Here is a 26,728-nt window from a genome sequence, read left to right as displayed (position 1 = left end):
GGGCGTTGAGGACCGTGGCACAGGCGGATTTGTATTCCTCCGGGGTCAGCAGTTCCTTCAGCTCGGCGTATTCTTTCGCCCACTTGGGGTCATTCTGGTCAAACGCCCCGGCAATGCCGCCCCAGCCAACATAGCGGGAGAGAATCTCCTGTTCTTCCGGCGTGGCAAGGCGGCTCTCCGCCTCGATCTGCTTCAAGGTACGGATAGCCGCCACATTGTACTGATATTTCGTTTTTTCGCCGCCAACACCCAGGTTATCATCGGTGATCTGGAAGTTATGGCGTTCCCGGCGCGGCTGGCGGTAAGCTGGCGGAGTGGGCGGAACCACCTGCCCACCGTCAATCTCCACCTGTTCCGGCTCCGGTTCGGGGGGAGGCGGGGGAGGTACGGAATCATCCGCGCCCAAAACGGCGGCGCGTGCTTTGGCAACAAGGTCCCGCACCGCCTGGATGGACCGCTGGAGATAGGAATAGGCCGTATCCAGAATTTTCAGGCGGACAACATCATGCTCCGCGTCTACGCTGTGGATTTTGACGCGCTGTCCGTTCACCGTCAGCTCCATGCCCACGGGGATTTCATCAGCAGCCTCCATCCGTTGACGGTGTGCCGCCACCTCCGCAATGGTGTATTCCTCTCTGCGCTGGGCTTCCTCTATAAATTCACGGACAAAGGGAATCGGCTCTGAGCGGAAAATAGGAAACCAGCCCTTCATATCCAAGTCCAGCAGGCTGACGGTCCCCGCCTGGAAATCCACGCTGACGATCTTCATGCGCCGTCCGTCCATGGTCAGTTCCATGCCCAGGGGGATGAACTCCGCCGCACTCCGCTCCTTGATGATCTCATAGGGCGCGTCCGGGCCGCGTTCGGGGTCAGGCCGGGCCAGAACCACACTATGACCATGTTCCAGCAGGTCCGTCAATGCGGACTGCCAGCCCAGGGAGGTTCCGGTGACAAAGGTGCTGCCCAGGCCGGGAATATCCCGCGTCAGCAGGTCCTTTCCCATGGCGGGGGCCGCTGCTTCGGCGTCCTTCCCGTAGAACAGCATATAGTCCCCCACCTGAACGCCGACGAGCTTATCCGGGTATCGGGCTTTCAGGTCCAGATATTCGTCAACATTGGGGGTGAGATCAGGTTCAGCAGGGGCGGCATCGGCCCTCTCCACCTGCGCCAGCATACCCGCCCCGGAGAGTTTCGGCACAGTCTCCGGCGCGGGAGGTATCTCTGTACCGGCCTCCGCCTGTTCCGGCTCCAAATGGTCCGCAGCGGTGACAGCCCGCGCCCAATCCGGCGCGTCCGGGCTGTCGGCATACCGCTCCGGCGCAAGGCGCGGGTCCGTAATCACGTCCTGATAACGGCGCTCCATGAGGTCCTCTACCAGCCACTCCCGGAACATCGGGAGAGAATGGAACGCGGCAAGACTCTCTTCGGTCCAAACCCCGTCAAAAGGCCAAATCCATATCCACGTCTCCCTGAATGCCGTCCACCCGACCGGTGTGGGAGTACTGCCACAGGTCAAAATGGTAATAGAAATCCGGCACGGTGCCGTACTCCGCCAGCCAGAGCTCATAGTCCGTCAGCTCCCGCAGATCGTAGTGCAGATAGCCCTGGGTCTGGTTAAAATAGACCGCCGGACGGTAGCCCGCGTTTTCAATCCGCTTGCAGAAGGCGGCGGCGCAGCGGGTCATCGTCTCTCCGTCCAGGCCGTCGGTCCGGGCCTCGTCCCCGGTGATGGGCTCCCAATCGAAGGCCACGGGGAAGGTAAGCGCCTGTCCGTCCAGAACCTCCAGGATATAATCCGCCTCTTCCTCCGCCTCCTCCGGTGTGATTGCCTGCGAGAAGAAGTAAACGCCTACCTCCAGACCGGCGTCCAGCGCCCCCTGGAGGTTTTTCTCAAAAGTCTGATCCAGGAACAGGCCGCCTTCGCTATAGCCCCTGTGGCCCAGCCGGAGGATGGCGAAGTCGACGCCGTCCGCCGCCACCGCCCGCCAGTCCACGTCCTTCTGGTGCGTGGACACGTCGACGCCCGCCTTGGCCCGCCGCCCGCCGAAGGCATAGGCAACCCGGCCCTTCTCATCCACGGAAAAGCCCTCCTTAGAATAGGGATTCAGGGGCATTCCCTCCAGGGGCGTCAGCACCATGTCGCCAAACCGGAAGGTGACGGGCTCCTCCTCCGCCTCGGGCGGGATCTCCGGCTCCCCGCCTCCGCGCAGAACCAGAAGCAGCGCCGTCCCGGCGACAATCAGTGCAAGAACGGAGATCGCCAGGGGCAGGACCGCCAATCCCGCCCGGCCGGGCCTCCTCCCGGCACGGGAGGGCGGCGTCTTCCGCTTGTTTCCGGCCGCCTCCCCCAGCGGGCGGGCGGACGTTTCCCGTTCCCTCAAATTCACTCCGGACAGCTCCTCGTTCATAGCGGTTCCTCCATGATTCGACAGTTTTCCCTATTGTATCACAAATCGACCCGTTGTACACAGCGGAATTCCGATTTTTACAATCCGTGGGACTGCCCGTAAGGCCCGGCGGCCAGGTGATCCGCGGCGGAATACCGGCCCGGCACGGATATTCTCCATAAATAACGGCGGTCAGGAGCGGAAAACCCGCTCCTGACCGTGTCTTCTTTCCTTTATTGCATTCCAGACGCTTCCAGCATATGATCGATCAAAATTCCATAACCTTTCGCAGGATCGTTCAACAGCACATCAGCACACATCCCCTCTGCCACAAAACTAGTTTGGATGAAATCAGTCAGCAAAGAAAAGTCGGGTCTTTCTCCGTTCCGTCCGCGATCTTGCAAGCGAGTTCATACATTTCGTCGAACACGCTCTCCCGGACAGTCCCCGCCGTGGTAATCATAACGACAAGGGGCTGGCGGCGGCTGGAGGTCGATTGCTTCATAACCTCGTAAAGGTTCCGGTCCTTGATCGCGTGGAGCTCGTCGATTATGACGGCGTGAGAATTGAGGCCGTCCAGGGTGTTTGAATCCGAGACCAGGGCCTCGAAAAAGGAAGCTGTCGCCGAAAAATAAAGGTCGTTCCTCCGCTTTTTGAGGACCGCCCGGAGCTCCGGCAATTGCTTGACCATGTTGACGGCTTCGGTGCCTTGTCTGTGGGACCCCCATGTTTTCACCCTTGAGGAGCCAATGGTGGGCCTTGTACCCGGCTTTCTTGAGACGCTTGTAAATCTCTTGGACATACCTCCACGCCTCGCCCATAATCAGGCCCTCGACATTTTCCAGGATCACGCACCGCGGGCGGAGCTTTTCCGCCGTCTCAATGAATACAAACGGGAGATCGTCGAGGGTTTGTTCCTTTTGCCCTTCCCGGAATTTTTTCGCTTTTCCCCACGTTTCCGCCCTTTTCCCGGCGACGGAGAACGTGGTACACGGCGGGGAGCCGTCCAGAATGTCCAACTCGAAAAGCTCCCCGGGAATCTCCTCGACCGGGAGCTGATTAAACTCCCGTATGTCCATAAGGTAGTCGTATTTTGGGGCGTGGTTCCTCACATAGACCTCATTCATACGGGGATCAATTTCCACGCACCCGAGAACGTCGCACCCGGCGAGCTTGTAGCCCATAGTCGACCCGCCGCCGCAAGCGAAACACGAAAACACTTTTAACCCGTTCTTTTCCCTCGGATAGTCTGAAAATCTCCATTTCCAATCCGTCGATTTTTCCGGCTTGAATTGCTCCCCTCCCGGCGTCAAATCAAATATAGAGAGGTTTTCCACGAAATCACTCCCCGGCCTCCAGGTCACAAGAGCGGGTTTCGCTCCTGGAGACCTTGATCTTGCCCTTGCTGGTAATGGAGAATTTCGCTTTACACTGTCCCCGGATATTGAGGGACGCCGAGGAAATCGGTCCCCGGGCGATCAGCTCCACCACGCGCTCCAGGAGTTCGATCGCGCCGTCCCCGGCGATAGGCTTAAAGCCGAGGTCCTCGGCTCCCTCGCCGAAAAGACGGTTGACGCGGCTCTGTGCGTCCTCGATCTGTTCAGCGATACGGCGGGCCGTCCGGGCGCTCGGGCAGGAACAAACCTCCGTCACGGTCTCGTCCGCCGCCGTCTGGGACGGATGGGGGCCCACCTCCTGGAGCTGGCCGCAATACCTACACGCCCCGGTCGTAACGGCAAAGGCGACGCCGATCTCCGGCTTTCGGTTCTCCACGGCCTCCGGGCAGTCACAAACACGGGTTGCGGCGGCGTTAGCCGTTTTCTGTGTAGGGTAACCGCCGCCCTTTGCGCCCTCCAGGGTAACGCCCCACTCCCGCCCGCAATAGTTACATTTGCCGAGGGTGAAGGAGCCGACCTCCTCGTCCTCCTGGGCGGCGGGCGGTTCCGCCTCGCTGTCCTCGGGCGGAGGCTCCTCTCCGGGCGAATCGTCCTCCGCCGCGGCGATCCCCTCCAGGTATGCGGAGAGGTCCCGCTCCTCCTGGAGCAACCGTTCCTCCTCAATATCAAGATTGTTTGATACCTTTGTTTCGGCGTCAAAATTAGCAATCTCGCCGCGGCGGGAGCGGATCGCCGTGAGCTTTTCCCGGGCGTGGTCTGCTGTGGTAGGTGCCGGGGCTCCGGCGTCCTCTAGGGCGTGGCGGAGGTCTGTCTCCTCTCTTTGTCAATTACAATCGACATATTGCTCCCTCCAAAAGGGCCTGGACGTGACTCGCGCCCAGGCCCATTGTTCATTCATCCGCACAGGCCCATGCGGTGAAGCTCCAGATACACGCCGTCGTGAGCCACATCCTCGCAGACCACATCGGCCAGGGCCTTCAGCTCATCGCAGGCGTTCCCCATGGCCACGCTGACCCCGGCCCGTTCCAGCATGGCTGCGTCGTTCATGCTGTCTCCAAAGGCAACCGCATCCGCGGGAGTGGCCCCGAAGCGGCGGCAGACCAGCTCGATGCCCCGGCCCTTGTCGACGCTCTTGGGGATAATCTCGCCATTGAAACAGGCGGTGCTTGCGCCGTAGGGATGCACTACGAAGTCGAAACGGTCCCCCAACACCTCACGGGCCTTGCGGACGGAATCCAGGTCCCGGCTGGTAAAGCACAGCTTGTAGGCGCCCTGTTTGGGATACTCCTCATATTTCCGAATACGCAGGCCAGACTCAATTTCCTTCTGCATCCGAATCAGCTCAGAGTTCTGAGGGTCGGGGGATACGCTGCGCAGGAGCTCCTCCATCTGGGGGTCGGTGTAGATGCCGTCCGGGGTTTCGATGCGGCAGAACACGCCTTCGCTGTGGAAGACCGAGAGACATTCCTGCACCACTTCTTCCGGGAGGAGGCTGTCGAATAGCACCTGATCTCCCACCGACACGTAGGCCCCCGCACTTGCAATAATACCGTCAAACCCGATGTCCAGAATGTCCCGGCCAATAATGGGGAGGTTTCGGCCGGTACACAGGAAAGCCAGATGTCCCTTGGACCGCACCTGCCGGATTGCCTGCCTGACCTTGGGAGAGGGGGCGGACAGTGCGGCTACCAGAGTGCCGTCAATGTCCAGGAATATCAACTTTCTGTCCATACCATCACGCCTTTTTCATTTCCGCGATTTTCGTCTCGGGGCTCATCGCTCCGGCAGTCTCCTTCTCCAGAGCCAGTCCGCCGGCGGGGTCTGTAAAGAGCATGGGAATGGAGGTCCCGAAGCCCGCCTTTTTAATCTGCGCCAGGTCAAACTTAATCAGGAGCTGCCCCTTGCGCACGGTATCGCCGTTTTTCACATGGGGCTTGAAGAACTTGCCGGCCAGCTGCACGGTGTCGATGCCGGGGAGCACCGTGGTGCCGAAGCCCAGAGCGGCCAGATTCGTGAGATAGACCACCATGCCGCCCAGAGCACCGCCGATGCAGCCGCCGATCAGGGGGTAGCGGCAGCGCAGGTTCACGCCGAAGATGGCGGGTTCCGTAATGCCGAAGAGGACGGAGACAAAGCTGGGGATGCAGATTTCGCGAATCTTGAGATTGTCCCGGTGGCGGACCAGATAGCCCGGCACCGCGCCGCCCTGGGCATGGTCCACTATATTCTCAGCGGAAAGGGCGTCTATCAGTGCCGGGGCAAAACCTTCCGTCTGGGAGAGGGGGAAGCCTTCCTCATCTGCCCCGGAGAGCTGATCTACTACGAGGCGGACCGGGAGGAACCCTGGATTTACACCTGGATTGGGATGCAGGGAATCAAGATCAAGGGCTATCTGGAGCGGAGAAGCGGTCCAATTATGTGGAGGAAGCGCTGAATTTCATAGAGGGCGCTTTCTGCGGCCCCATTACCGTCCAGGACATCGCCGATCATTTATGCCTGAACCGCTCCTACCTTCATCGGCAATTCAAGGCGGCCATGGGCGTATCCGTCCAGGACTACCTGCTGGACCGGCGCATCCGGCAAGCCTGTATTCTGCTGAAAAGTACCGACCTGCCAATCCAGGTGGCGGCAAGGTCGGTAAGCTATCAGGACGCACTTTATTTTTCTAAAATATTTCACCAGAAAAAGGAAGTCACCCCCAGCCAGTGCCGAATGAGACACCAGAGGCGTTCACAAACTCCGTAATGCCGTTCCTCTATTTCTTTTGGGAAAACCCACAGACAAATATTCTGTCCCGCTGCCGATATGGAAATATAGCCAACTACGTGATGATAGTCCCACAGCCTCTGAGGATAAGAGTATAAATTCAGCGTGCGGGATTCCGTATCTTTAGAACGTCACTTCCATACCGTCATAGGCGGCCAGAATCCCCCGCTCTCTCCCCCATGACTCCAGCTGGTCATGGGTCATCCCCCCGTTGTGGCTGAAATGATTCACAACCTTCACAGTATGGCTGCCGGAGCAGCCCAGGTCATGGAGCTTTTGGAAAAAGGCCTCTCCGTCAGGCAGACCCATATGATAGCCGCCGGCCGTCTTTTTCCCCATAGTGGCGTCCAGGCTGATCAGGTCATACCGCTCCGCCGTTATGAGCGCCCAAGCCTCCGCGCTCAGGTTCACGCCGGTATCATGGCCGTAAAAGACTGTCTTCCCCGCTTTTTTGCAGATGTACACAAGGCATTCCTCCCGCTGGTCATGGTCAGCGGGCACGGCGGTGATCTCCCATCCATTGGCCCGGAACCGGTCTTCCCCGTGAATCACATGGAAGTTCACCACGCCGTCAATGGGATGCGGTTTGAACCGCTCAACCAGGATATGGGCGTCGAAGGCGTCCTTGACCGCCTGGCTGCCGTAGACTTCCAGGACGCCTTCCGCGCCGTGGCCGAAGTGCTCATGGCGGTGGATCAGGTCTGTGGGAAACCAGTGGTCCATGTGGCTGTGGGTTACCAGCAGCGTGTGAATCTTCGCCAGCTCCAGGCCGTACCGCAGGGCGTGGCAGTAGGTGTCCGGCGGGAAATCAATCAGCAGTTCCCCGTCCAAAACAGCCTGGGTGCGGGTACGCAGGTTCTTTCCGCCCCGCTCCCGGGCTTGGGTGCAGATGGGGCAGGAGCAAAACAGCGCGGGCCAGCCCTCGGCGGCGGCGGTTCCCAAATAACGTATTTTCAAAAAGCTCCCTCCTTTTGTCGTTTTTGTTCAGCCGCGGTCCTGACACGCGGGTTCCGCCAAGCGGTACCGCTCCAGGTCCATCTCTGCCCTCCCCTGCGCATGGAAGGAAATCCCGTCCGCCTCCTGCGGGGTGTAAAGGGTGGCGGAGAGAACCTGTTCTCCCCCGTTGACAAACACCTCCACGGAAAAGCGGTCCAGGATCAGGCGCAGCTCCAGCTCCCCCGCCCGGTCCCGCACAGGCACGGTTCTCCGGTGGACCAGATTGCAGGGAAAGCCGGAATACGTACGGTCCAGCGTCAGAAGATTGGGGCCGGACTGAAAACAGAGGGCGGTAAAGCGATGGCCGTCCTGCGCAAATTTCAGAGTAAACGTCCCATCCCCCCGGCACCGCAGCGCGATCTTCATATCCAGCGTCCGGCCGGATACGCCGGGCAGGGTCAGGGAACCGGAGAGCGGGACATTTTCGTAAGAAACCCGCTCCTTCCGCCACGCCTCCAGCTCACGAACGGGGCTTTGGATCAGCCGCCCGTCCCGGACAGACAGCTCCCGGGGCAGGGTAAGCTGTCCGAACCACTTCTGTCCCTTCGGGACATAGCAGGACGGCTCCCCCGCGGCCTGCATCCATCCGATCATGACCCGACGCCCGTCCGGCAGGAGGGCGGTCTGGGGCGCGTAGAAATCCAGCCCCTGGTCCACAGGCGAGATGCTCTGCCGGATGAATCTCCCGCCGCCGTCTAAACCGCCCAGGATACAGAGTACCTCTTGGCCGTTGTGAAACTCCGGGCCGGGAGCCTCCAGCTCCTGGGGAGAGACCAGCAGGGTGGATTGTCCGTCCAGGGAGAAAAAATCCGGGCATTCCCACATCTTCCCCCACTGGTTGGCGGAGCGGTCCAGCGCCCCCTCCAGCCGCCAGCGCTCCAGGTCCTCCGACGAATACAGCAGAACCTCCCCGCTGCCGTCTCCGGCACGGTTTCCCGCCACGGCGTACCAGCGGGAACCATCCCGCCACAGTTTGGGGTCCCGGAAATCCTGCGCGCTGCCGCCGGGCGGAAGCTGCTCCCCGGTGATCACCGGGTTGGCGGAGAGCTTTTCGTAATTCTCTCCGTTTCCCACCGCCAGGCACTGCGCCTGGACTTCTCTTCCCTCCTCCAGGCGGCGTCCCGTATACATCAGCAGATGCCGCCCATCGGGCGTTTCCGCCGCGGAACCGGAAAAGCAGCCGTCCCGGTCATAGGGCTGGTCGGGGGCCAGCGCGGCGGGCAGGCGCTCCCAGCGGAGCAAGTCCCGGGACTTGCAGTGCCCCCAGTGCATGGGGCCCCAGCTGGTGCTGTAGGGATGATACTGGTAAAAGAGGTGGTATTCTCCCCGGTAGACGGAAAATCCGTTGGGGTCGTTCAGCCAGCCCGTGGTGGGCGTCAGATGGAACAAAGGCCGCTCTGCCGGGGAGATCAAGGCGCCCATCCTCGCCTCATAAGCCCTTGCCCTCCTTAACTGCTCTGAAATCATAGACCGCACCGCCTTTCTTCTTTTCCTCTATCCTACCAGGCTTGGCCGGACTTGTCCAGCCCGCCCTCACTCAGGAGAATATTCTTTGATTTGCATGGGACGCAGTTTGTGGACGGCCGCCTTTCCTCTGCCCTTCAGCGCCAGCGTCCGTCCCTCGCTCTCCGGATACCAGCGAACCGACAAAACCGCCTCCCCGTCATTTGCGAAAAACTCCAGGGCACTGGTATCCGCCAGGATGCGCAGATTCCGCAATTCGCGAACGGGAGCGGTCCGGCTCCCCCGGCCCCAGCCGCCCTCCCGGACGGTCAGCGTCAGCGCTCCATTCCCTGTCCGCAGGGAAACGCCGGAGAGGTCCAGGGACAAATCCCCTTCGCATATGATCGCAATATCGGAGAGGAGAGGCAGGTCTATCGTTTTTTCTCCCTCAAAGTCATATTCCCGGGACTCCTCACGCAGTCCCTCCAGCTCCGGGACCGGGTTCATCACCAGCCTGTTCCGGCGGCGTTCAAGTACTCGCGGCACCGTCAAACAGTGCTGCCAGCCTTGGGCGGCAGTTGGATTGGAATACTCCGCGTCCGGCATCCCCATCCAGCCTATCAGCAGACGGCGGCCGCCATCCGGGAAGGTCTGGGGCGCGTAGAAGTCAAAGCCAAAGTCGAAGGGAAGGAACTCCCCCAGCCGGCAGTCTCCCCGGAAGTCGCCAAAAAGCGGAAAGTACCCGGAGGCATAGACGTTCTCAAAGCCCGGTCCCTTTTCCGGAACCCCTTGGGGGGAAACCGCCAAAAACCACTGTCCGTCCATTTCAAAGAGATCGGGACACTCCCACATATAGCCAAAGGCCGCCGATGTGCGGAGCGTGTTGATATGCTTCCATTGGAATTTGTCCTTTGACTCGAATATCAGCGCCGTGCCCGCGTCTTCCACCGTCCGGGCCCCCAGCACCATGTAATAGACGCCGTCCTGCTTCCACACCTTCGGGTCCCGCACATGCCGCGTCAATCCGCCGGGATAATCCTTGGGTCCCATCAGCAGCCGTTTCCAGCCAAGACGCACCCCGTCCGGGGAATAGGCCACGGCGGTATTGTTCTCACGGCCTTCCAGAACATAATCGTAGTCTCCGCCGTGTTTGACATTTCCTGTGTAATACAAATACAAGCCGTCCTCCCCGCAGAGGGCCGAGCCGGAATACGCGCCGTGGACGTCATAGGGCTCGTCGCTGTACAGCATGACCGGGCACCGCTCCCAGGAGAGCAGATCGCGGGATTTGCAGTGCCCCCAAAACTTCACGCCGCCGTTGGCGTCGAAGGGCGCGTATTGATAGAAGACATGATACTCGTCCCGAAAACGGCACAGGCCGTTGGGGTCGTTGAGCCAGCCGGTGGGCGGCGCCAGATGAAGGCCGGGCCGCCAGGGGCCGCCCTTCACCGCCTGCCGTTCCGCCGCTGCGGTCAGGCGGACCAGATCCTTGTGCAGCGCATTCATAGAACCCCTCCTTTTCGCATGGGCCTATAGGCTTTCTTCCAAGCCGCCCGTCCTGCGGGCGGCTTGGAGGAATTGCCCTCTCATCAGACCTGGATTACCTTGTCCAGAGCCTTGCAGACGCCGGTTTGGATGGTCACGCTCTCATAGTCGTCGGAGTTCGTCACCAGCACCACCACCACATCGGGATGGCCAGCGGCGGCGATTTTGTCCCGGTCAAAAGCGATGAGTTTTTCACCGGCCTTTACCGTTTGCCCCTCCTGGACAAAGCACTCGAAGCCCTCGCCGTTCATCGCCACCGTATCTATGCCGACATGGATCAGCACCTCCATGCCGTCTGGAGAGGTGATGCCCACCGCGTGCCGCGTCTCAGCGACAGAAGAAATCTCGCCGTCGAAGGGAGCCGCTATGAAGCCCTCAGCGGGCTGGATGCCCACGCCCTGTCCCAGCACTCCGGCGGCAAAGGTCTCGTCGGGGATCTCCTCGGAGGGAATGACCGTTCCGGAAACCGGGGCGTACACCGCGCCGGGCCGGCACTCCACAGCGGGGAGCGCGGGCGCGGGCTGGATAGTCTTTTTCTCCGCGGGAGCGGCGTCCTTATAGCCAAACACCCAGGTCAGAGCGAAAGCCACACCGATGGAGACAGCGGCCATGATGATGTAATTGATAGGGTCATTGAGGCACAGCAGCAGGCCGAACAGGCCGGTCACGCCGGTGCCGCTGGCCCCCAGTCCCACCAGAGAGGCGTACATAGCGCCCGCCGCGCCGCCGATGGCGCCGCAGACAAAGGGCTTGAAATAGCGCAGGTTCACGCCGAAGATGGCGGGCTCGGTGATGCCCATGAAGCAGGAGAAGGCGGAGGGCAGGGCCACGGACTTGGTCTTCTGGTTCTTGCTCTTGAGGGCAACCGCCAGAGTGGCTGCGCCCTGTGCCATATTGGCGGCGGAGGCCAGAGGGAGCCAGTAGGTCACGCCGTACATGGACAGCTGTCCCATGTCAATGACCGTGTACATGTGATGGATGCCGGCCACCACAGTGGTGGAATACAAGCCGCCCATAATCAGGCTGCCCAGGCCCAGGGGGAGCGTGAGCAGGGTCTGGATGCCTCCAATGACCCCGTTCTCAATGGTCACGAAGATGGGGCCAATGATGGAATACGTCAGGTAGCCGGTGATAAATACGCTGGCCAGGGGCGTTACAAACAGGTCGAACATGGCGGGCACGATCTTGTGCAGGCGCTTTTCAATGAAGCACATCACCCACACGGCGATGATCACCGGAATGACGTGGCCCTGATACCCCACCAGGTCCACCTCATACAGGCCGAACCACACACTCTGCGTCCGCAGCACGCCCTGGGTCGCTACCGTCCAGGCATTCTGGAGGTCCGGATGGATCATCAGCATACCGATGACCGCGCCCAGATAAGGATTTCCTCCGAAGGCTTTGGCGGCGCTGTAGGCAATCAAAATCGGCAGGAATACGTATGCTGTATTGGCAAAAAGATTGGCGAACACATAGATGGAGCCCGAAGTGTCGATGTGAAGGAACCCGTTGTTCACCATGAAGTTCAGCGCCTCCATGATGCCCATCAGGAAACCGCTGGCCACGATAGCCGGAATAATGGGAACAAAAATGTCCCCCAGGCACTTGATTGCCCGCTTGAAGACATTTTGCTTGGCGGCCGCCGCGGCTTTGACCTCTTCTTTCGTGGCGGCGGTGAGTCCGGAGATGGCAATAAACTCGTCATAGACCTTATTGACCGTGCCGGTGCCCAAGATGATCTGAAGCTGGCCGGAGGCGCTGAAAACTCCCTTGACCCCGTCAATGTCCTCTACGGCTTTCGCGTCGCACTTGGTGTTGTCCGCCAGGACCAAACGGAGCCTGGTGGCACAATGGGCGGCGGAAACCAGGTTTTCCTTCTTCCCCACCTTGTCGTAGATTTCCTGGGCTACTTTTTTGTAATCCATCGTTCTGCTTCCTTTCACATTTTATTTTAGCTCCATGGATGGAGCAGAGGCACAAAAGGAATTCATGAATACGTATTCTCGAAAATCCTAAAAAAAGGATGCCGGAACGTCATCCTTTTTCTATTCAAGTGCTCTCACGGATCACCAGAGAGGCGGAAAGCGGATCATCCAGCGCTTCCCGGGGACCAGGGCGGTCAATGCGGTCCAGCAGCCGCGCCACGGCCTCATGGGCCATCCGGGCGATGGGCTGGGACACGCTGCTCAGCCGGGGATTGAGATAGCGGCCCATGGAGGTATCGTCAAACCCGATCACGCCGACCCTCTCAGGAACAGAAACCTCCAGCCGCCGGAGCGCGTCCAGGACCCGCAGTGCATAGATGTCATTTCCCGCGAAGACGGCTCCCCGCTCCGGCGATTGGCCCAGCCAGTCCTCTAATGATCGATTCATCTGAACGTCGTCCTGATAAACGACGTTCGCCGTCCGCGGGCCATAGCCTATCTCCACAAGAGACCGGCGGAATCCCACATATTTCCCGTCGTAGTCCTTTCCGATGAACAGGAAGCGCCGGAAGCCCCGTTCCAGCAGATGCGCCGCCACCATGGCACCAGCCTGGGCGTGATCCACATAGACTGAATCCAGGCCCTTGGCCCGGCGGGTGACGGTTACAACGGGCACATCCAGTTTTTTGACGTACTCCCGCCATTCCCCGCTGGTCTCCCGGATAGGCACCGCCAGTACGCCGTCTACCCGGTAACGCCGGACCACATCCAAATATTCCTGTTCGTTCCGGGGGTTGTAATCGCTGTTGAACAAGATGATGCTGTACCCGTTTTCCCGGGCCTCGGCCTCGATCCGTTTCGCAAGATCGGCAAAAAAGCCGTTGGAAATGTCGGTCACCAGCACGCCCAGCAGCTTCGTTTTGCTGCCCTGGAGTCCCTTGGCCAAAGCGTTAAACTGATAATCGTGCTCTCTGGCGCAGGCCAGCACCCGTTCCCGAATCTCCGGAGCCACTGTCATACTTCCGTTCAGCACACGAGACACCGTGGGCTGGGAAACATGGGTCAATTTTGCGATTTCCGTCATTGTAATCATATAGGCTCCACTAGAATACGTATTCTTTAGATGCAAATGAATTGTAGCACAGCTTTCACACAAAAATCAATTCATGGGTTACACAAAACTTTCCCCTGTATTTTATTGATATTACTGGAAATCAAGGATCATCATTTTGTGACCGCTCATGTGAAGCCAATCTTAGGTATTACTTTCGAGAAAAAAGCTGGGAAAAGCAGAAGGAGTGTGGTAAAATAGGGAGCATGGAGTATATAGACTTAAGGAAAGTAGGGAGAGAAGGCCTCAAGGAGATACGCAGGCAGGTCGTACAGCTCAAGAAAATGGGGAAAACCGGGAAAGAAATAGAGGAATTAACCGGCGTACGGCAGAATCGCGCCAGCGAAATATGGACCGCGTATCAACGAGAGGGTGAAGTCTCTCTGGAGCGAAAAAAGTATGGACGAAAGGCTGGAAGCCACAGGGTCCTTACAGCAGAAGAACAGGAGAATATCCGAAAGGCTGTGGAAGAGAAAATACCGGAGGATTTCGGGATTACCGGTAAGCTGTGGACATTAGGCCAAACACGGCAATACATCCAGGTGCAGTTCCACAAAGCCATAAACGAGCGAACACTGTCGGACTACATGAAGCGCTGGGGCATGAGCTGCCAGCGCCCGGCGAAGCGCGCCTGGAAACAGAAACCCACAGGCATCTAAAAGTGGAAAAGCGAGGAATATCCCGCTATTTCAAGACGTGCAAAAGCAGAGAATGCCATCCTCTATTTCATGTTTCACATCATTGATGTTCCGGTGGCGGAACACCTCATTTTCTCCAAGGGCGGTGTACTCCTGAGCGGCGCTGAACAGAAAATCGGTATTACGGTAGAAAAAACCATGCGTAGCTCCGCCGGAGGCCGCAGCTTTGTTTGCATCCTCCGCAGTAAAAACGCCAGGCTGGATTGTTTCCACAATCAGCCCCATGCCCTTGTTTTCCACCACCGTTTTGCCGTCATAGATGTCTTTTGTCTGGTAGTTGAAATGGCCGGAGAGGTCGATAACGTTGTCCCGGTTTTCACGCCAGGCTTTGTTTACTCGTTCCTCCATCTGCGTCCTGCGTTCTGCAATGGCGCCACCATGGACCTTAGCGCCCGGTTCGCCCGCGGCGGCAGGGGTGCTGCTGATATGCTTGACAAAAGGACCGTTGAACAGATCTGGGTGAAGCTGGCCCGTAGGAAGAATTGTTGGCATAGACATGATCCTATCCTCCTTTCTTTAGATTTGAAGATTTGAAATGAATAGACGGTTGTTCTTGTAGCAGTCTGTATACCGTGCTTGGAAGATTGCTTTAATTCATTTTTTCCATCCTATCTTTGCAAGAATCAGAGCGATTACGCCGGATATGACCGCCATGCCGGTCAATACATAGCGGACGATATTACTCAGGTCCAGAAAGCCGCCGCCAGTCACCGTTACGGCGCACCAAATCAAAAAGGCTGTGCCCGCAAGCATGATGAGGCTCAAAATCCTGCATATCGTTTTTTCAAAACGTACCTCTGACGTTATACCTGCATATCCACGCCCTGCTGATAGCCCTCCAAAATGCTGGTGTCAAAGGGTTTGCCCCAATCCCAGCCAGGAACGCGCTGGTGGACGTACTCACCCAGCCGGGCGGCCTCACTGTGGAAAATCTCATTCAGCGTCCAGGACGCGCTGAGTCGCTGCTCCGGCGCCAGGGACATCGTATAATCCCGGATGGCCTTGCTGATGTCCTCACCGTCGCTGACTCCATAGCCTTTTTTCATGTGATCCAACGCAATTTGCTTGATCTGCCGCACCACGCCTTCGTCCACAGGGACCATTTTTCGGTAGTCTCCGGCGTCGTTCAGGCTCATGCCGGGGGTGCCGTAAGGGTTGACATGGGGCTTCCCCTGCTGCCGCTGGTTCAGTTCTCCAATTCGCTGCTGCTGTTGATTCTTCACCATCTCCGTGATTGTCATGATAAAATCCTCCTATCAAAAATTGTTCATCAGCTTACGCGGCTCAGTCCCAAGTCAGCTTCGGCCACTCCACCCCCTGCGCGTTCGGAGAAAGCCCATCTTGTTCAACCGTCCATTCCTCCAAGAAAAACTCATATCCAACGCCGGACTCGTCCCGGCAGAAGAAGGTCCAGGTCAGCACATCCCCCTTTTGGCATTCCGTCGTGAGCTCCCCATTGCCAAAATAGTCACCCTGCGGCCACTCCGGCCTCGCAGCCGGCTCCGCCGAGAATTCCCCATCAGCATAATTGCTCTCCTCACCTCCCGGATTTGCGGCCAGCTCCGCCACAAGCTCCCCGTTGCGCAGGAAGCGGAACGTGTTGTCCGTTGTCTTGGGGACCTTCTCGAAATAGCCGTACACGCCGGTATGCAAATTTGAAATCGTAACCACCCCGCCGCCGTCTTTGCTTTGCTCATACTCCGGTCCGCTGACACCATAAAGGTCTTATTGGACCGGCAGCAGCATGGCAGTGTCTCTCAGGTCCCCCAGGCTCTCCTGACGCCGGGTCTCGCCGTTTTGGATGGCAGCGTCCAGGCTGACGATCCTGGAGCCGTTTAAGGGAATCTCCACCTTCCCGGTAAAGCTCCCTGTGCCGTCGTAAACCATCGGCGCCCTGCCCTTGCCGTCCGTGCTTCCCATAGAGGTCCAAAGCAGTTCCAGAGCGGTGTCCTCCGTCCACTCCTTCAGCTTGACGGTCACTTCCACGTCCAAGCCCCGCCTTTCCCGGTTCAGCGCAGGCGTGTAGCTCCAATCCAGGACCAGATTATCCGCATTTTCCAAATCAGAGCGCAGGGAAGCGACCTGCGCTTCCAAGCCGCTCACATTGTCCATGATACTGTTCTGGGCATTCCATACGTCCTGTTCCAAATCGGAAATCCGCCGACGCTGCCCAAAGCTCAATATCAGCAGGACCACACAGAGCGCCAGCGTCAGGCCCCGCGTCCAGTCCTGTTTCCTTTCCAATTTTCTCACTCCTGTCTCCATGATCTCATCGCGAATGGATGATGCCGTAGCAATAGGCCCGGCGGACGATCCGCCCGTCGTCCGTGCGATAGCCGTGATTCGGGTAGTCGTCCTTTCCAACAGACGCCTCATACAGCTCCAGCACCTGATTGAACTCCGCTTTTTTCAGCTCGTAGGGCAGATCAAAGCTCCGGGTGGGCAGGTTCCCAGCCGCCACGTCGCCGCTGAGGACCTGGGAATAGAGCAGGTCAAACAGCGCCTTCTGCTCCCGGCTCAGGGTGTCGTAGCCCTCCACTTCATCGCAGATGGGCACCGCCAAATCTCCATACAGCCAGCACCCCACCGGCGTGGGAAGCTCCATGCCCTCCCCGCCGGTGCGCAGACGTCCGGCCATGTCGGTGATGGACAGAATCGTCCCTGTCTCCGGCAGATACTCCACCCGGTAGGACGGCTGCATCAGCTGCTTCTCCGCGATCAGCGTCACGGCGCACTGGAGGTCCCCCTCCGTGGCGGAACGGTAGTACACGTATCGTTCGTCCGGGATCTGCTTGGCCCCGTCCCGCACGGGCCGGTCCACCAGCAGCAGGGGGCCCACGTAGAGGACGGGGGTCCCGGCCCGGTACAGCTCCAAGTCCCGCCCGGTCTTCTCGATCTTCCCGCTCAGGCGGATTCCCAGGACCCCAAAGCCAAACACCAGCACCCCCAGGCCGCACAGGGCGGCATAGGCGATCCACGGCGTTTTGGGCGGCTCCCGGCGCTCTTCCTCCAGCTGCCGGAGGTAGAAGGCCCGCCGCTCCTCCGCCGTGGCGAACTCCGGGGGCTTGACGCTCTCCCGCCGCCGCCGGGCCCGGCTCAGGGCCGCCCGCTCCAGCAGGAAGCAGGCCAGGGGCGTAAAGGGCATCGCCGTCAGCAGGATGCCGCAGATGATTCTGCCCCAATGCTCGCCCCGGAGGACCGACACCGCCGGGTCTGAACCGAACCGCCACCAAAGCGCCTCCAGCAGCTCCGGCGCGCACAGGGCGGCGGCGGGCAGGGTGAAGGTCAGCAGAAAGGCCAGGAGCAGCCATTTTCGTTTCATCGCAGTCTCTCCTCCCCGCAGGAAATCCACAGCACCAGTCGGCTGTTGGGCAGATAGTCGATGCGCACCGGGTAGGCGTACATCTCATAGTCCGTCAAATCAAACTGGAGCTGGCCCATGCGGCAGTCCACGCCGTCTACGTGGATGTTGAGGACCCAGCGGTTGTAAATCCCCGGCATGATGGGCATGAGTAGTCTGGACCAGCGGGGATTGGAGTACCAGGGAATGGGGTCGTAGCCCTCCCGGGTCTCCCGGCCCAGCTGGGCCATGGCGTTGTTCCAGGCGGTGTCCTCCTCCATCTCCAGGGTGACGATGCCGGTACTCCACTTCCCCTCCAGAACCAGCGGCAGATCCCGGGCATAAGGGACCAGGGAACACGCCGACCAGAGGGCCAGCGCCAGAGCCAAAGCCCAGGCGCCCCAGGCCCGCGCCCAAGGCGGACGGCGGCCGAACAGGCGATAGGTCAGCACCAGCCGCTCATAGCACTGAACGGCCAGCAGCGCGTCCAGCGCCAAATTCACCAGCAGCGGGGCCACGGAAGCGATGTACATATAGGGCCGGAAGGACCGCCCCAGAAAGGAGAACAGGTCCTGGAGCTGGTTTTCAAAGATGCCGCCCGCCGCCATCTGAAACAGCAGCGTCACCGCCGCCAGCAGGGCCGGGGCCCGCCAGAGCCGGGAGGCCGACAGCCGGGCCGCCAGGGCCTCCCGGACCAGCCGCCGTTCCCGGCGGGAGAACTGCTCCTGATGCTCCCGGAACCAGACGTAGGCGTCGTCCCACTGCCCCTGGTCCGCCAGCTCCGCCAGGGGCCTGAAAAATTCATTTCTATCCATGGCCGTCACACGTTGTTCCGGGCGACGGCGTTTTTCAGGACATCCTCCTCGGTGAAGGAGAAGGTGTAGGACACCTGCCCCTTGGTGTAGGAGATAGCGTTGACGTCCTCATTTTCGCTGAACTGATAGCCTTTCAGCGCCCCGTCCATATAGTCTTTTATCTCTTCCTTGCTCTGCCGGTTCAGCCCCAGCCCGGCAATGGAGACCGGAAGCCCGCATTCCTGCATCTGGGCCACCTTGCAGGAGATGGCGCAGATTTTTCCCTCCCGAATCTCCACCTGCTCGGAGGTGGGATTGTAGAGCCAGCAGGAGAGTGGCGCGCCCGCGCCGTCCTTGGGCTTGAAGGGCACCGCCGTATTGTAATAGGTCTTGGCCTCCATCACCGCACCGCTGTAGTTATATGTATAGAGAGACTTTCCCTCCGTGGACATGGTAGCGAGGATATAACCGTCCTCCATGAACTCCCGCACGGTCATAGTCCGCATCTCATAGGTTTTTTCGCCAATGATGATCTCCGCCTTGGCTCCTCCGGCCCGGAAGGTAAAAATTCCGCCGCAGATCAGAATCGCCAGGCAAAGGACTCCCAGAATCGGATGCTTCTTTTTCATACCAGTCGTTCCTCCTGTTATTTAGTGCTTGGTTCTGCGCTCCCCCCCGTATAGGCATTATTGCCTATAACGGTTTTCTCTCATTATAGGCAATAATGAATATAATTGCAAGGGGGGAGTGGAGAGAATGATTTCCTACGCGCCGCTGTGGGCCACCATGGAAAAAAAGCACGCCACCACCTACACGCTCCAGTTCAAGGGCGAGATCAGCAGCTCCACCATCCGGCGGCTGAAGGCCGGGGAATCCGTGTCCACCAACACGCTGAACGCCCTGTGCCGGATTCTCCGGTGCGATCTTCCCGATATTGTGGAATACATCGACGACGGCCAGGGGCAAGCTCCTTAAAACCGGCTCTCCCATAGCGCCATCCCGGAAGGGGCGGCGCTTTTCTCATTTTTCGGCCTTGTAGACCGGCGTGACGGAGCTGGTCATTCCCTCTTTCTCAAACTCGCTGACCGTAGCCGAGAGGCTGAGTTTACCGTCGGCCATGTTGCCCTGGTAGCTGCCGCTGACCATGCCGGAGTTTACCAGGGCGTTTTGGTCCGCCGTCTGGAAGTCGATGCCCATATGGGTGACCACCCGGTTTCCGTCCTTGGTAACACCCATGTACATGCCGGGCGTCTGCTGTACCGCCTGGGCATAGAACTCATTCAGCCCGGCTATCGTTTCGTCGTCCAGTTCTCCGTTATTGGCCTCCGACACTTCCTCAACGCAGGCGATCATCTCATCGCCTAACGCGGCAAAGTAGTAGGTATGCTCCACATTGTCTATGGTATTGGTGCAGACCGCCATCTGGAAATCCGCGTAGTCGTAGAAGCCGCCGGTGAACAGGTTCATAAAGTCATGGTCCGTGTACCCCCGGTGGTCGATGACATAGCCGCCGTTTTTATCCGTCGCCATGGCCCGGACGGTCTTCTCCCCGCCCATGGCCGCGCCGGCAATGCCCTGGCTCATCCATCCGGCGTAGTCCGCGAAGGCGGTTCCGCCCTCCCGGCATTGGGTCTCCATGGCCGCCAGCATCGCCTCGTTGATGGCGGAGCGGAAATCATACTGGGCGGCGGTGATGTACACCATGCTGTTTCCCACGGCTCCCTCGTCCCCCACGCGGAAGGTCAGGCCGGTCATCTTCTCCCGGAACTGCCGGTACACGGCGTCCAGCTCCGGGGCGGCTTCGCCCTCGGCCACGGGGAAAACGGTCAGCAGGGGGTTTTCTTCCTCCAGGTAGGTCCTCGCCTGCTCGAACTCCCCGTTCTGCAGGTTTGTGAGAAAATGGACGGTGGCCTCCTCCGCCGAATCCGCCGCCTCCTGCTTAGGTCCACCGCCGCCGCAGGCGGTGAGCGTCAGGCACAGGGCTAAAACGAAAAGGACCTTGATTTTGTGTAAGCGTTTCATGCTGCGTTCCTCCTTGTGTTCATCTTACTTTCATTATTTAAGAGACTGGCAAAGATGGATCTGTATTGTCATTCAGCTCCACCAGCCAGGACTCCGCCAAAAAATATTCAACCGGCATAACGGCAATCCGATCCTGCTCATAAAGGCCGCAAGTCTCCTTCAAGGCTTGCCGGCAGCCCTCCAGCTCACCCTTTTCATACCTCTTCACCGCTATCAGAAACTTTGCCGGAACCAGTGCCCGCAGATAGAGCTTTGGGTTGGTTTCTTTCGCTGTCTCCGATAATAGCTGTGCCTCGCCGATTTTGTCCCGGAGGAACCGGACCGGCGCAAAGGCCGGTTCCGTGCCCGCCTTTGTCCGAAACCGCGCGTTGAGTACCTTTATGCTCTCCCGCTTGAGGTTTTCGTCCTCCATGACAACAGCCATATAGTACATCAGGCATGGAGCCTGGATGCGGTTCGGCTGGTAATTCGTATGCGGCGCCCCCCGGATGGCCTGGGCCGCCTCTGCATAGCACCCCTGCTTCATACATGCGATGGCAAGATCAATCAGCCATATGGAAGAACGGGCGTCATAGCCCCTTCGGGCTGACTCCTCCGCCTCCTGACGCATCATCTCCCGGCAGACCTGAGCGGCCTCCGCATACTCTCCAAGAGCCAGCAGCGCCCGTACCTGACTGCCCGGCTGTAAGTCTCCATACTCTCCCGGGTCCGTTTTGCACAGATGCCCCTTTTCCCGGTATACATCGCAAAATTCCTGATAACGCTTTTCCAGGATTAACGAGTAATGACCCAAACAGATTCCCCCCAAATAATATTCCAAAAAAAGGAAGGCGCTTTGTACTGTGACCTTGCTGTACAGTACATAACGCCTCTTATACTACCCTATCATCAAAAATCCAACTCCGCAGGAACAGCAGCTGTAAAAGGCGTTAAATCATTTTGCGGATTTAGGATGCTGGTACGGAAGCAAAATGTCCCATGAGCACCTCACAATCATAACTTCTGTGCATCTGTAAATCTGCTCTTATAGGGCTGCACGGAAAGCGGATCCTGTTCTGGAATTGCTGCTGTTGGGGTAGCTCTGTTCTGAAGGATGACGTCCATCAACAACGGCAGCTATGAAGGCAAAATCCTGTTCTGAGGATTTTGCTGTTCTCCTGTAATAAACCGTTAGCCTTCAGGTGGTATTATTTCCGAATATGCTTATCGACTTAACACAGTACTCCCGTCATGCTCCACGTCAATATCTCTGGATTCGTTGCAATGCACGGTGAATCCCTGGCTCCTGAGCTGGATGCGGAGCTCTTCCAGGTATTCAGTGCTCGCTTTTGAGGTGGATTCCATTTTTTCAACCTCTTTTCATGTTAGCTGCGAACGATAGTAATATCGTTTTTCTTGCAATACGCCGTACACTCTCGAAGCTGGCCTTCAATGCTCTCCTCCCGCTGGTTGTCGGAGGAATAGCGAGCATAAATTACAGCTTTCATTGCCCTCCCTCCTTCAACATTTCCAATACGGCCTGCTTCAATTTTTCATTCATGGCTGACCCGGGTTCAAAGCACATCTCCACAAATTTTTGCATCTCCGGACTGTTGGAAAGATTCGGCTTGTACTCATATATCTTTCCCTGGGGCTGATCGGTTCGCCCGAAAATGTAGTCCAGCGATACATCAAAATAGTCTGCATAGCTCCGCAAAAGAGAAAAGGGAACCGCCGATTGACCGTGCTCATACCGGTTGACCGCCGACTGACGTGTACTCAGCAATTCCGCCAATTTTGCTTGGGATAAATGAGCTTTCTCCCGTAGAAGCCGTAAGCGCTCTCCGACCAGTTCCATCATGTACCCCCTCTAATAAGATGGTTTTATTATAACGCGAATATAAAATAATATCAACACCTATTTTGCGTTACCTCTGTCAAAAGAGCAAAAAAGCGTCCCGCCAGGGACACGCAGCCGCACAAAATTTTTGTGCGTTCAAGGGGCTTGGGGGATTCCCCAACAAGCGGCAAACAGCAGAGTGGGTACCACTCTGCATTGCTTGCCGGTTTGTATGATGTCTGTTATGAGCTTCAACAGCTTGTATGGATGCTTGCTATTTGCGGCAGCTTTCACTATAATAGAAGTATCACCGCAGACATCTTGTTTCGGGAAATATACTCACAGCCTGTAAAATAGCTTCAGGCAAGATAGCCGTTCATAAATCTAAGAGATATATTTTCGGAGGGAGCCGCATGACAAACCTGGAAAGAGCCATCAAGGATGGATACGCGCGTATCACCGGAACGCCTGGAAAAGAAAAAATCACCTATACTTCCTCCGGCAGCCATACGGAGAATTACAGCGACCCGGAAGAGAAGGTCCGCGCTGAATTTTGGGCGGAATTGATTTACCACTATGAATATCCCGCAGAACGCATCAAAATCGAGGTTACAATTCCCGACCGCCTTCCAACGGACAGAGCGGACATTGTAGTATTTCAGGATGACGAATGCAAACGTCCTTATGCGGTGGTGGAGTGCAAAAGGGATGGTGTGACCGACGCGGAATTTTCTCAAGCGATCGAACAGGGCGTTGGAAACGCAAGCTGGGTCAAGCTGCGGGCCTCTTACGCGGTCATTATTGCCGGCAGTACCCGCCGGGTTCTGGATGTATCGGACAAGTATGGCGCGTTGGAGCGGGAACAGAACATTGTCGCCGACCTGCCGAAAGCGTACGGAAAGCCCCAGGAGTTCCGTTTTTATAAAGGCGGCGTAAACGTAAAAGGAGAACCGGCCTCCGACATTGCGCCCATAGAGCGCGGAGAACTGATTTCCGCCATCAAAAAATGTCATCAGACCCTCTGGGGCGGAGGCCGCCTGTCCCCTCCCACCGCGTTTGGCGAGCTGTGCAAGCTTATCTTTGTGAAGATCAGCGACGAGCAGAAGCCGCGTAAAAACGGGCAGCCTTATCAATTCCAAATCAAGACCCATGAGCCGTCCTCCAAGCTGGCGGAACGGATCAACGTCTTATATGACGAGCAGAAAACCAAGGACCCGGACGTTTTTACGGAGTCCATCAAGGTGGATGACCGGGTGCTTCGCACAGTCGTTTCCCATCTGGAATCAATCAACCTGAATAAAACGGACCTTGACGTGAAAGGCGTCGCCTTTGAGCAGTTCATGGACGGATTTTTCAAGGGAGACTTCGGCCAGTATTTTACGCCGCGCCCGATCATCGAATTTATTGTAAAAATGATGGAGCCGGAGCACGACTGGGACGTGCTGGACCCAGCCTGCGGCTCCGGCGGGTTTCTGCTTCACGCCCTGGACTATATGCGCACGCAGGCCGGGGAATACTATGACAAAGACACCCAGGCGGTAGATTATTATAAATACTGGCACGACTTCGCGGCGGAACATCTTTTTGGAATCGAAATCAACGACGAGATTGCCCGGGTCGCGAAAATGAATATGATTGTCCACGACGACGGGCACACAAATGTCATCAGCTTTGACGCCCTGGAAAGTATGGACAAAATACATGCCCACAAGGCAGCTTTCCAGAAAAATAAATTTGACCTGATTCTTACCAATCCTCCCTTTGGCTCTACCGTCAACAAGGCGGAAAAACCTTATCTGGAGAACTACAGCTTTGGCAATACCTGTGATGCGAAGGGAAAAAAGAAACCCCGCAAAAACCAGAGCTCCGAGGTGCTTTACATTGAGCGCATCTGGGAGTTTTTGAAGCCGGGCGCCGGCAAGGCCGCTGTGATTCTGCCCGACGGAATCCTTACCAACAGTTCCACCCAGTATGTGCGCGATTTCATTCTGGAGCGTTTCCAGCTTTTGGCGGTCGTGAGCCTGCCGCAGTGCGCCTTCGCCCATTTTGGAGCGGGCGTAAAGGCCTCCATCCTTTTTCTGCGAAAGCGGAAAGGAAGCGAAAAGCCGGACGAGAACGAGGCGATTTTCATGGCCGCACCGGAGCAGATCGGCTATGACGCCACGGGGCGGCAGACCGAGTCGCAGTTAGAGGAAGTCATTGCACAGTACAAGAAATTTCAGGAGGACCCGGCCCCTTTTTTTGCCTGACCCCCGGCGAGGATGAGCTTTGTGTTTTCGCAGTAAAACGGGGGAATTTAGACGGACGGATTGATTCGCATTTTTACTTACCACAATTCCAGAGAATTGTTAATAAGATTAAATCTATACCACACACAAGAATCGGAGAGATAGCAGTCTTTTCTCATGAATCAACAGATTTTTCTGAATTTCCTGACGGGAAATTTCAGTATTTGGAGATTTCCGGGGTTTCCTTGGGTACAAATACCTATGTAACAACTCTGACAAGTGTTGACAATGCTCCAAGCAGAGCAAAGTTGAAAACTAGGGTGGGGAATATCGTTATTTCGACAACGCGCCCTCACAGAGGAGCGGTTGTACAGATTAATACCCCTAACATAATTGCGTCTACGGGCTTTTCCGTTATTTGTGAAATCGACGGAAGAATAAATGAAGAATGGTTCTTATATTCATTACTCAGCAATAGTATATTGCAACAAATGCTACAGCGAAGTAGTGGAGGCAATTATCCTGCAATAGTGGAAGATGAGATAAAAAAAGTATTTTTACCTCTCGTGGATGAAAAAAAGCAGCTAGAAATGGTAAAAATGCTTAAACAAAATCTGGATGAGCTCAAAAAAAAGTGTGCGCAGGCAAACTCCATATTTATTGAAGCTAAAAACCAAGTTTTTGAGGCCCTCGGGCTATCCTTTTCAGATTATCAACCATCTATTTTTAGTTATCAAAAAAGAACAGACATTCTTGAATACGGAATTTATTGCAATCCGCACAGCGCCTATCTGAACAAACTGTTCGAGAGTCTCCGCAGCAGCAAATGGTATGCAGGGCACCTTGAAGAATTTGTAGATGTAAACCCCGGAACAGACCGTTCATCTTTATCGGAAGGTTCAGCTGTTTCCTTTGTCCCTATGACGGCGGTGGAAGAAAAGGCAAATCATGCTGAATACAAGATCAAGAACTATCGAGACGTTAAGACAGGCTTCACGATTTTCAAGAAAAATGATCTGCTCTGGGCAAAAATTACACCATGTATGCAAAATGGGAAATCTTTTCTTGCATCGGATATGCCGACAGATATTGGCTTCGCGTCAACGGAGTTCCACGTTTTACGGCAGAAAAGCGATCAAATTTATATGCCGTATTTATGGGTGATTTTGTCCGAAGATCACATTCTGGAGGCGGCGCAGGGGATGTTCAGCGGCTCTGCCGGTCAACAGCGTGTGCCGGATACGTTTTTGAAAAGATTTCCCATGGTTTTGCCGCCGGTTGAGTCGCAGAGGGAATTGGCTGATGAGGTGTTTGTTGCTTTGAAGCAGGCAAATCAAATTCGAGAAGAGGCCGAAAAAGAATGGACAGCGGCAAAGGCAAGATTTGAGAAGGAGCTTCTGGAGGGCTGAAGCGGGACGGAGAGAAATAGTATTATTTTCCAGGGAACTGCCCTATAACGTCTTTGAAGCCGTTTTAAAAGATTTCCGATAAATGATGCAGTCCCCCCAAAATTGAGCCTTGAAAGTCTTGCGGCGCAAGGGCCTTGTGATTTCTAAAGGGTTACATAGAAGGCTGGGCGGCATGTGATCTCTAAGAAGTTTCTTCCAAACAAGCGCCTTGACAGGTTCATGGGAATCAGATACAATAGCATAAACAGAGGAACTATTGGCTGTCCAGTAGGCCCTGTGGTAATACTATGTAAGTAAGGAGTCTTGCCATTCAATCCCTAATTGTCAAGTTCAAAAAGAATAGGAGGGAACGCGTCTTTTGTAATTCGCAAATCAATTACGGAGGACAATGAATGGCAAGCAGGAAACCCAGCGACCATGGCACTGGTATTCCGCTTCACGAGGTTGAAGCTCTGGCTATGGTTCTTCTCCCGGAGATACAAAAGTTTTTCGAGAGCGAGGAAGGACAGAAGGAGTTTCGGGAGTGGAAGAAGCGGCAAAGCAAAGAATAAAGTCAGCGGCGGGGCATCTCAAGTGGATGCCCCGCCGCTTTGTCCCTCACAGGATATTGTTAATAGAAATGATAAATCCGAACCCATCCCCCACCTGGGATAAGGTAGAATAAGTTTCGCAAAAAGAAAAAGAGACATAGTTTGCAGAGCTCTGTTAGAATGAAGTAGCGACACACCATTCTGAAAGGAGACTGCAAACTATGTCCGAGAAGATTGTACAGCTAAATGAGGAAGTAATCAAGGGTGAGCTAAAGGAACTTGTGCGAGGCAGCGTGGAGGAAACGCTCAATGAAC

General features: G+C 56.8%; 28 protein-coding genes and 3 pseudogenes. 7 read left to right on the top strand and 24 right to left on the bottom strand.

The annotated features are described in order from the left end of the window. From Q1M04_RS13950 to Q1M04_RS13920, 7 genes and pseudogenes are all read right to left on the bottom strand, one after another. Nucleotides 1-1,363 (bottom strand): annotated as a pseudogene (locus Q1M04_RS13950) (hypothetical protein); the annotation flags it as partial. Between the two features lie 76 nt (nucleotides 1,364-1,439). Continuing rightward, a complete protein-coding gene (locus Q1M04_RS13945) occupies nucleotides 1,440-2,408 on the bottom strand; it encodes a glycoside hydrolase family 25 protein (protein WP_300346799.1) in 969 nt (322 codons plus the stop codon). 334 nt (nucleotides 2,409-2,742) lie between these two features. Next, a complete protein-coding gene (locus tag Q1M04_RS13940) occupies nucleotides 2,743-3,078 on the bottom strand; it encodes a terminase large subunit domain-containing protein (protein ID WP_300346802.1) in 336 nt (111 codons plus the stop codon). A 70-nt stretch (nucleotides 3,079-3,148) separates the two neighbouring features. After that, nucleotides 3,149-3,571: pseudogene (locus tag Q1M04_RS16230) on the bottom strand (DNA cytosine methyltransferase); the annotation flags it as partial. A 157-nt stretch (nucleotides 3,572-3,728) separates the two neighbouring features. Continuing rightward, nucleotides 3,729-4,433 carry a hypothetical protein gene (locus Q1M04_RS13930; protein ID WP_300346808.1) on the bottom strand — a complete coding sequence of 235 codons (705 nt, stop codon included), beginning with the start codon at nucleotides 4,431-4,433 and terminating at the stop codon, nucleotides 3,729-3,731. Between the two features lie 245 nt (nucleotides 4,434-4,678). After that, nucleotides 4,679-5,515: a Cof-type HAD-IIB family hydrolase gene (locus Q1M04_RS13925; protein WP_300346811.1), complete on the bottom strand. Its 837-nt coding sequence runs from the start codon at nucleotides 5,513-5,515 to the stop codon at nucleotides 4,679-4,681. 4 nt (nucleotides 5,516-5,519) lie between these two features. Then, a complete protein-coding gene (locus Q1M04_RS13920) occupies nucleotides 5,520-5,981 on the bottom strand; it encodes a PTS glucose transporter subunit IIA (RefSeq protein ID WP_307819253.1) in 462 nt (153 codons plus the stop codon). Between Q1M04_RS13920 and Q1M04_RS13915 the strand changes: the two genes are divergently transcribed. Together Q1M04_RS13915 and Q1M04_RS13910 are read left to right on the top strand one after the other, a co-directional pair. Further along, nucleotides 5,958-6,218, top strand: a complete 261-nt coding sequence (locus tag Q1M04_RS13915; RefSeq protein ID WP_366140834.1) for an AraC family ligand binding domain-containing protein — start codon at nucleotides 5,958-5,960, stop codon at nucleotides 6,216-6,218. The two genes, Q1M04_RS13920 and Q1M04_RS13915, sit on opposite strands and share 24 nt — an antisense overlap. Next, nucleotides 6,203-6,529, top strand: a complete 327-nt coding sequence (locus tag Q1M04_RS13910; protein ID WP_300346817.1) for a helix-turn-helix transcriptional regulator — start codon at nucleotides 6,203-6,205, stop codon at nucleotides 6,527-6,529. Before Q1M04_RS13915 ends, Q1M04_RS13910 begins: the two co-directional genes overlap by 16 nt. Before the next feature lie 144 nt (nucleotides 6,530-6,673). Here the strand turns inward: Q1M04_RS13910 and Q1M04_RS13905 are convergent, their stop codons facing one another. From Q1M04_RS13905 to Q1M04_RS13885, 5 genes are all read right to left on the bottom strand, one after another. After that, entirely contained in the window at nucleotides 6,674-7,507 is an 834-nt protein-coding gene (locus Q1M04_RS13905) for an MBL fold metallo-hydrolase (protein ID WP_300346820.1), read from the bottom strand. Between the two features lie 27 nt (nucleotides 7,508-7,534). After that, nucleotides 7,535-9,013: a glycoside hydrolase family 32 protein gene (locus Q1M04_RS13900; RefSeq protein WP_300346823.1), complete on the bottom strand. Its 1,479-nt coding sequence runs from the start codon at nucleotides 9,011-9,013 to the stop codon at nucleotides 7,535-7,537. Between the two features lie 66 nt (nucleotides 9,014-9,079). After that, nucleotides 9,080-10,495, bottom strand: coding sequence for a glycoside hydrolase family 32 protein (locus tag Q1M04_RS13895; RefSeq protein WP_300346826.1), 1,416 nt, complete (start codon nucleotides 10,493-10,495; stop codon nucleotides 9,080-9,082). Nucleotides 10,496-10,578: 83 nt separating this feature from the next. Next, complete coding sequence (locus Q1M04_RS13890; RefSeq protein WP_300346829.1) at nucleotides 10,579-12,462, bottom strand: PTS transporter subunit IIBCA; 1,884 nt, start codon at nucleotides 12,460-12,462, stop codon at nucleotides 10,579-10,581. 124 nt (nucleotides 12,463-12,586) lie between these two features. Next, on the bottom strand, nucleotides 12,587-13,555 hold the full coding sequence (locus Q1M04_RS13885; RefSeq protein ID WP_300346832.1) for a LacI family DNA-binding transcriptional regulator: 969 nt from the start codon (nucleotides 13,553-13,555) through the stop codon (nucleotides 12,587-12,589). Nucleotides 13,556-13,779: 224 nt separating this feature from the next. Between Q1M04_RS13885 and Q1M04_RS13880 the strand changes: the two genes are divergently transcribed. Beyond that, nucleotides 13,780-14,232: a winged helix-turn-helix domain-containing protein gene (locus Q1M04_RS13880; RefSeq protein WP_300346835.1), complete on the top strand. Its 453-nt coding sequence runs from the start codon at nucleotides 13,780-13,782 to the stop codon at nucleotides 14,230-14,232. A gap of 30 nt (nucleotides 14,233-14,262) precedes the next feature. Here the strand turns inward: Q1M04_RS13880 and Q1M04_RS13875 are convergent, their stop codons facing one another. The 8 genes from Q1M04_RS13875 to Q1M04_RS13840 all read right to left on the bottom strand — a co-directional run bounded on the left by Q1M04_RS13875 (nucleotide 14,263) and on the right by Q1M04_RS13840 (nucleotide 19,034). Then, the gene (locus Q1M04_RS13875; protein ID WP_300346837.1) at nucleotides 14,263-14,769 is read right to left on the bottom strand and encodes a hypothetical protein; all 507 of its coding nucleotides are present in this window, start codon (nucleotides 14,767-14,769) and stop codon (nucleotides 14,263-14,265) included. A gap of 96 nt (nucleotides 14,770-14,865) precedes the next feature. Continuing rightward, on the bottom strand, nucleotides 14,866-15,036 hold the full coding sequence (locus tag Q1M04_RS13870) for a hypothetical protein (RefSeq protein ID WP_299966277.1): 171 nt from the start codon (nucleotides 15,034-15,036) through the stop codon (nucleotides 14,866-14,868). Nucleotides 15,037-15,074: 38 nt separating this feature from the next. After that, nucleotides 15,075-15,512: a hypothetical protein gene (locus tag Q1M04_RS13865; RefSeq protein ID WP_299966274.1), complete on the bottom strand. Its 438-nt coding sequence runs from the start codon at nucleotides 15,510-15,512 to the stop codon at nucleotides 15,075-15,077. Between the two features lie 43 nt (nucleotides 15,513-15,555). Beyond that, on the bottom strand, nucleotides 15,556-15,942 hold the full coding sequence (locus tag Q1M04_RS13860; RefSeq protein ID WP_300346842.1) for a hypothetical protein: 387 nt from the start codon (nucleotides 15,940-15,942) through the stop codon (nucleotides 15,556-15,558). A 54-nt stretch (nucleotides 15,943-15,996) separates the two neighbouring features. Beyond that, nucleotides 15,997-16,515 carry a hypothetical protein gene (locus tag Q1M04_RS13855; protein WP_300346845.1) on the bottom strand — a complete coding sequence of 173 codons (519 nt, stop codon included), beginning with the start codon at nucleotides 16,513-16,515 and terminating at the stop codon, nucleotides 15,997-15,999. Nucleotides 16,516-16,540: 25 nt separating this feature from the next. Beyond that, on the bottom strand, nucleotides 16,541-17,593 hold the full coding sequence (locus Q1M04_RS13850; protein ID WP_300346848.1) for a hypothetical protein: 1,053 nt from the start codon (nucleotides 17,591-17,593) through the stop codon (nucleotides 16,541-16,543). Further along, nucleotides 17,590-18,426, bottom strand: a complete 837-nt coding sequence (locus Q1M04_RS13845; protein ID WP_300346850.1) for a hypothetical protein — start codon at nucleotides 18,424-18,426, stop codon at nucleotides 17,590-17,592. Before Q1M04_RS13845 ends, Q1M04_RS13850 begins: the two co-directional genes overlap by 4 nt. A 5-nt stretch (nucleotides 18,427-18,431) precedes the next feature. Next, the gene (locus tag Q1M04_RS13840; protein WP_300346853.1) at nucleotides 18,432-19,034 is read right to left on the bottom strand and encodes a hypothetical protein; all 603 of its coding nucleotides are present in this window, start codon (nucleotides 19,032-19,034) and stop codon (nucleotides 18,432-18,434) included. A gap of 127 nt (nucleotides 19,035-19,161) precedes the next feature. On the opposite strand from Q1M04_RS13840, the gene Q1M04_RS13835 reads away from it, so the two are divergent. Beyond that, nucleotides 19,162-19,380 (top strand): helix-turn-helix transcriptional regulator, encoded by a 219-nt coding sequence (locus Q1M04_RS13835; RefSeq protein ID WP_295758574.1) that lies wholly within the window; start codon nucleotides 19,162-19,164, stop codon nucleotides 19,378-19,380. 45 nt (nucleotides 19,381-19,425) lie between these two features. On the opposite strand, the gene Q1M04_RS13830 is transcribed toward Q1M04_RS13835, so the two are convergent. The 4 genes and pseudogenes from Q1M04_RS13830 to Q1M04_RS13815 form a co-directional block, all read right to left on the bottom strand. Further along, nucleotides 19,426-20,427: a hypothetical protein gene (locus tag Q1M04_RS13830; protein WP_300346857.1), complete on the bottom strand. Its 1,002-nt coding sequence runs from the start codon at nucleotides 20,425-20,427 to the stop codon at nucleotides 19,426-19,428. A gap of 37 nt (nucleotides 20,428-20,464) precedes the next feature. Beyond that, nucleotides 20,465-21,220 (bottom strand): hypothetical protein, encoded by a 756-nt coding sequence (locus Q1M04_RS13825; RefSeq protein WP_300346860.1) that lies wholly within the window; start codon nucleotides 21,218-21,220, stop codon nucleotides 20,465-20,467. Nucleotides 21,221-21,797: 577 nt separating this feature from the next. Continuing rightward, nucleotides 21,798-21,914 (bottom strand): annotated as a pseudogene (locus tag Q1M04_RS13820) (recombinase family protein); the annotation flags it as partial. Beyond that, complete coding sequence (locus tag Q1M04_RS13815; protein ID WP_366140833.1) at nucleotides 21,911-22,267, bottom strand: helix-turn-helix transcriptional regulator; 357 nt, start codon at nucleotides 22,265-22,267, stop codon at nucleotides 21,911-21,913. The gene Q1M04_RS13815 and the pseudogene Q1M04_RS13820, both read right to left, overlap by 4 nt. 392 nt (nucleotides 22,268-22,659) lie before the next feature. Between Q1M04_RS13815 and Q1M04_RS13810 the strand changes: the two genes are divergently transcribed. The 3 genes from Q1M04_RS13810 (at nucleotide 22,660) to Q1M04_RS13800 (ending at nucleotide 26,434) form a co-directional block, all read left to right on the top strand. Beyond that, a complete protein-coding gene (locus Q1M04_RS13810; protein WP_300346863.1) occupies nucleotides 22,660-24,495 on the top strand; it encodes a restriction endonuclease subunit M in 1,836 nt (611 codons plus the stop codon). Beyond that, complete coding sequence (locus tag Q1M04_RS13805) at nucleotides 24,462-25,883, top strand: restriction endonuclease subunit S (protein ID WP_366140835.1); 1,422 nt, start codon at nucleotides 24,462-24,464, stop codon at nucleotides 25,881-25,883. Before Q1M04_RS13810 ends, Q1M04_RS13805 begins: the two co-directional genes overlap by 34 nt. A 392-nt stretch (nucleotides 25,884-26,275) precedes the next feature. Next, on the top strand, nucleotides 26,276-26,434 hold the full coding sequence (locus Q1M04_RS13800; protein ID WP_300346866.1) for a hypothetical protein: 159 nt from the start codon (nucleotides 26,276-26,278) through the stop codon (nucleotides 26,432-26,434). The last annotated feature ends 294 nt before the right edge of the window (nucleotides 26,435-26,728 follow it).

Origin of the sequence: uncultured Oscillibacter sp. (genome assembly GCF_950073225.1) — a bacterium.
GTDB lineage: Bacteria > Bacillota > Clostridia > Oscillospirales > Oscillospiraceae > Oscillibacter.
The sequence above is the reverse complement of the archived record's forward strand: the minus strand, read 5'-3'. Positions and strand labels throughout refer to the sequence as shown.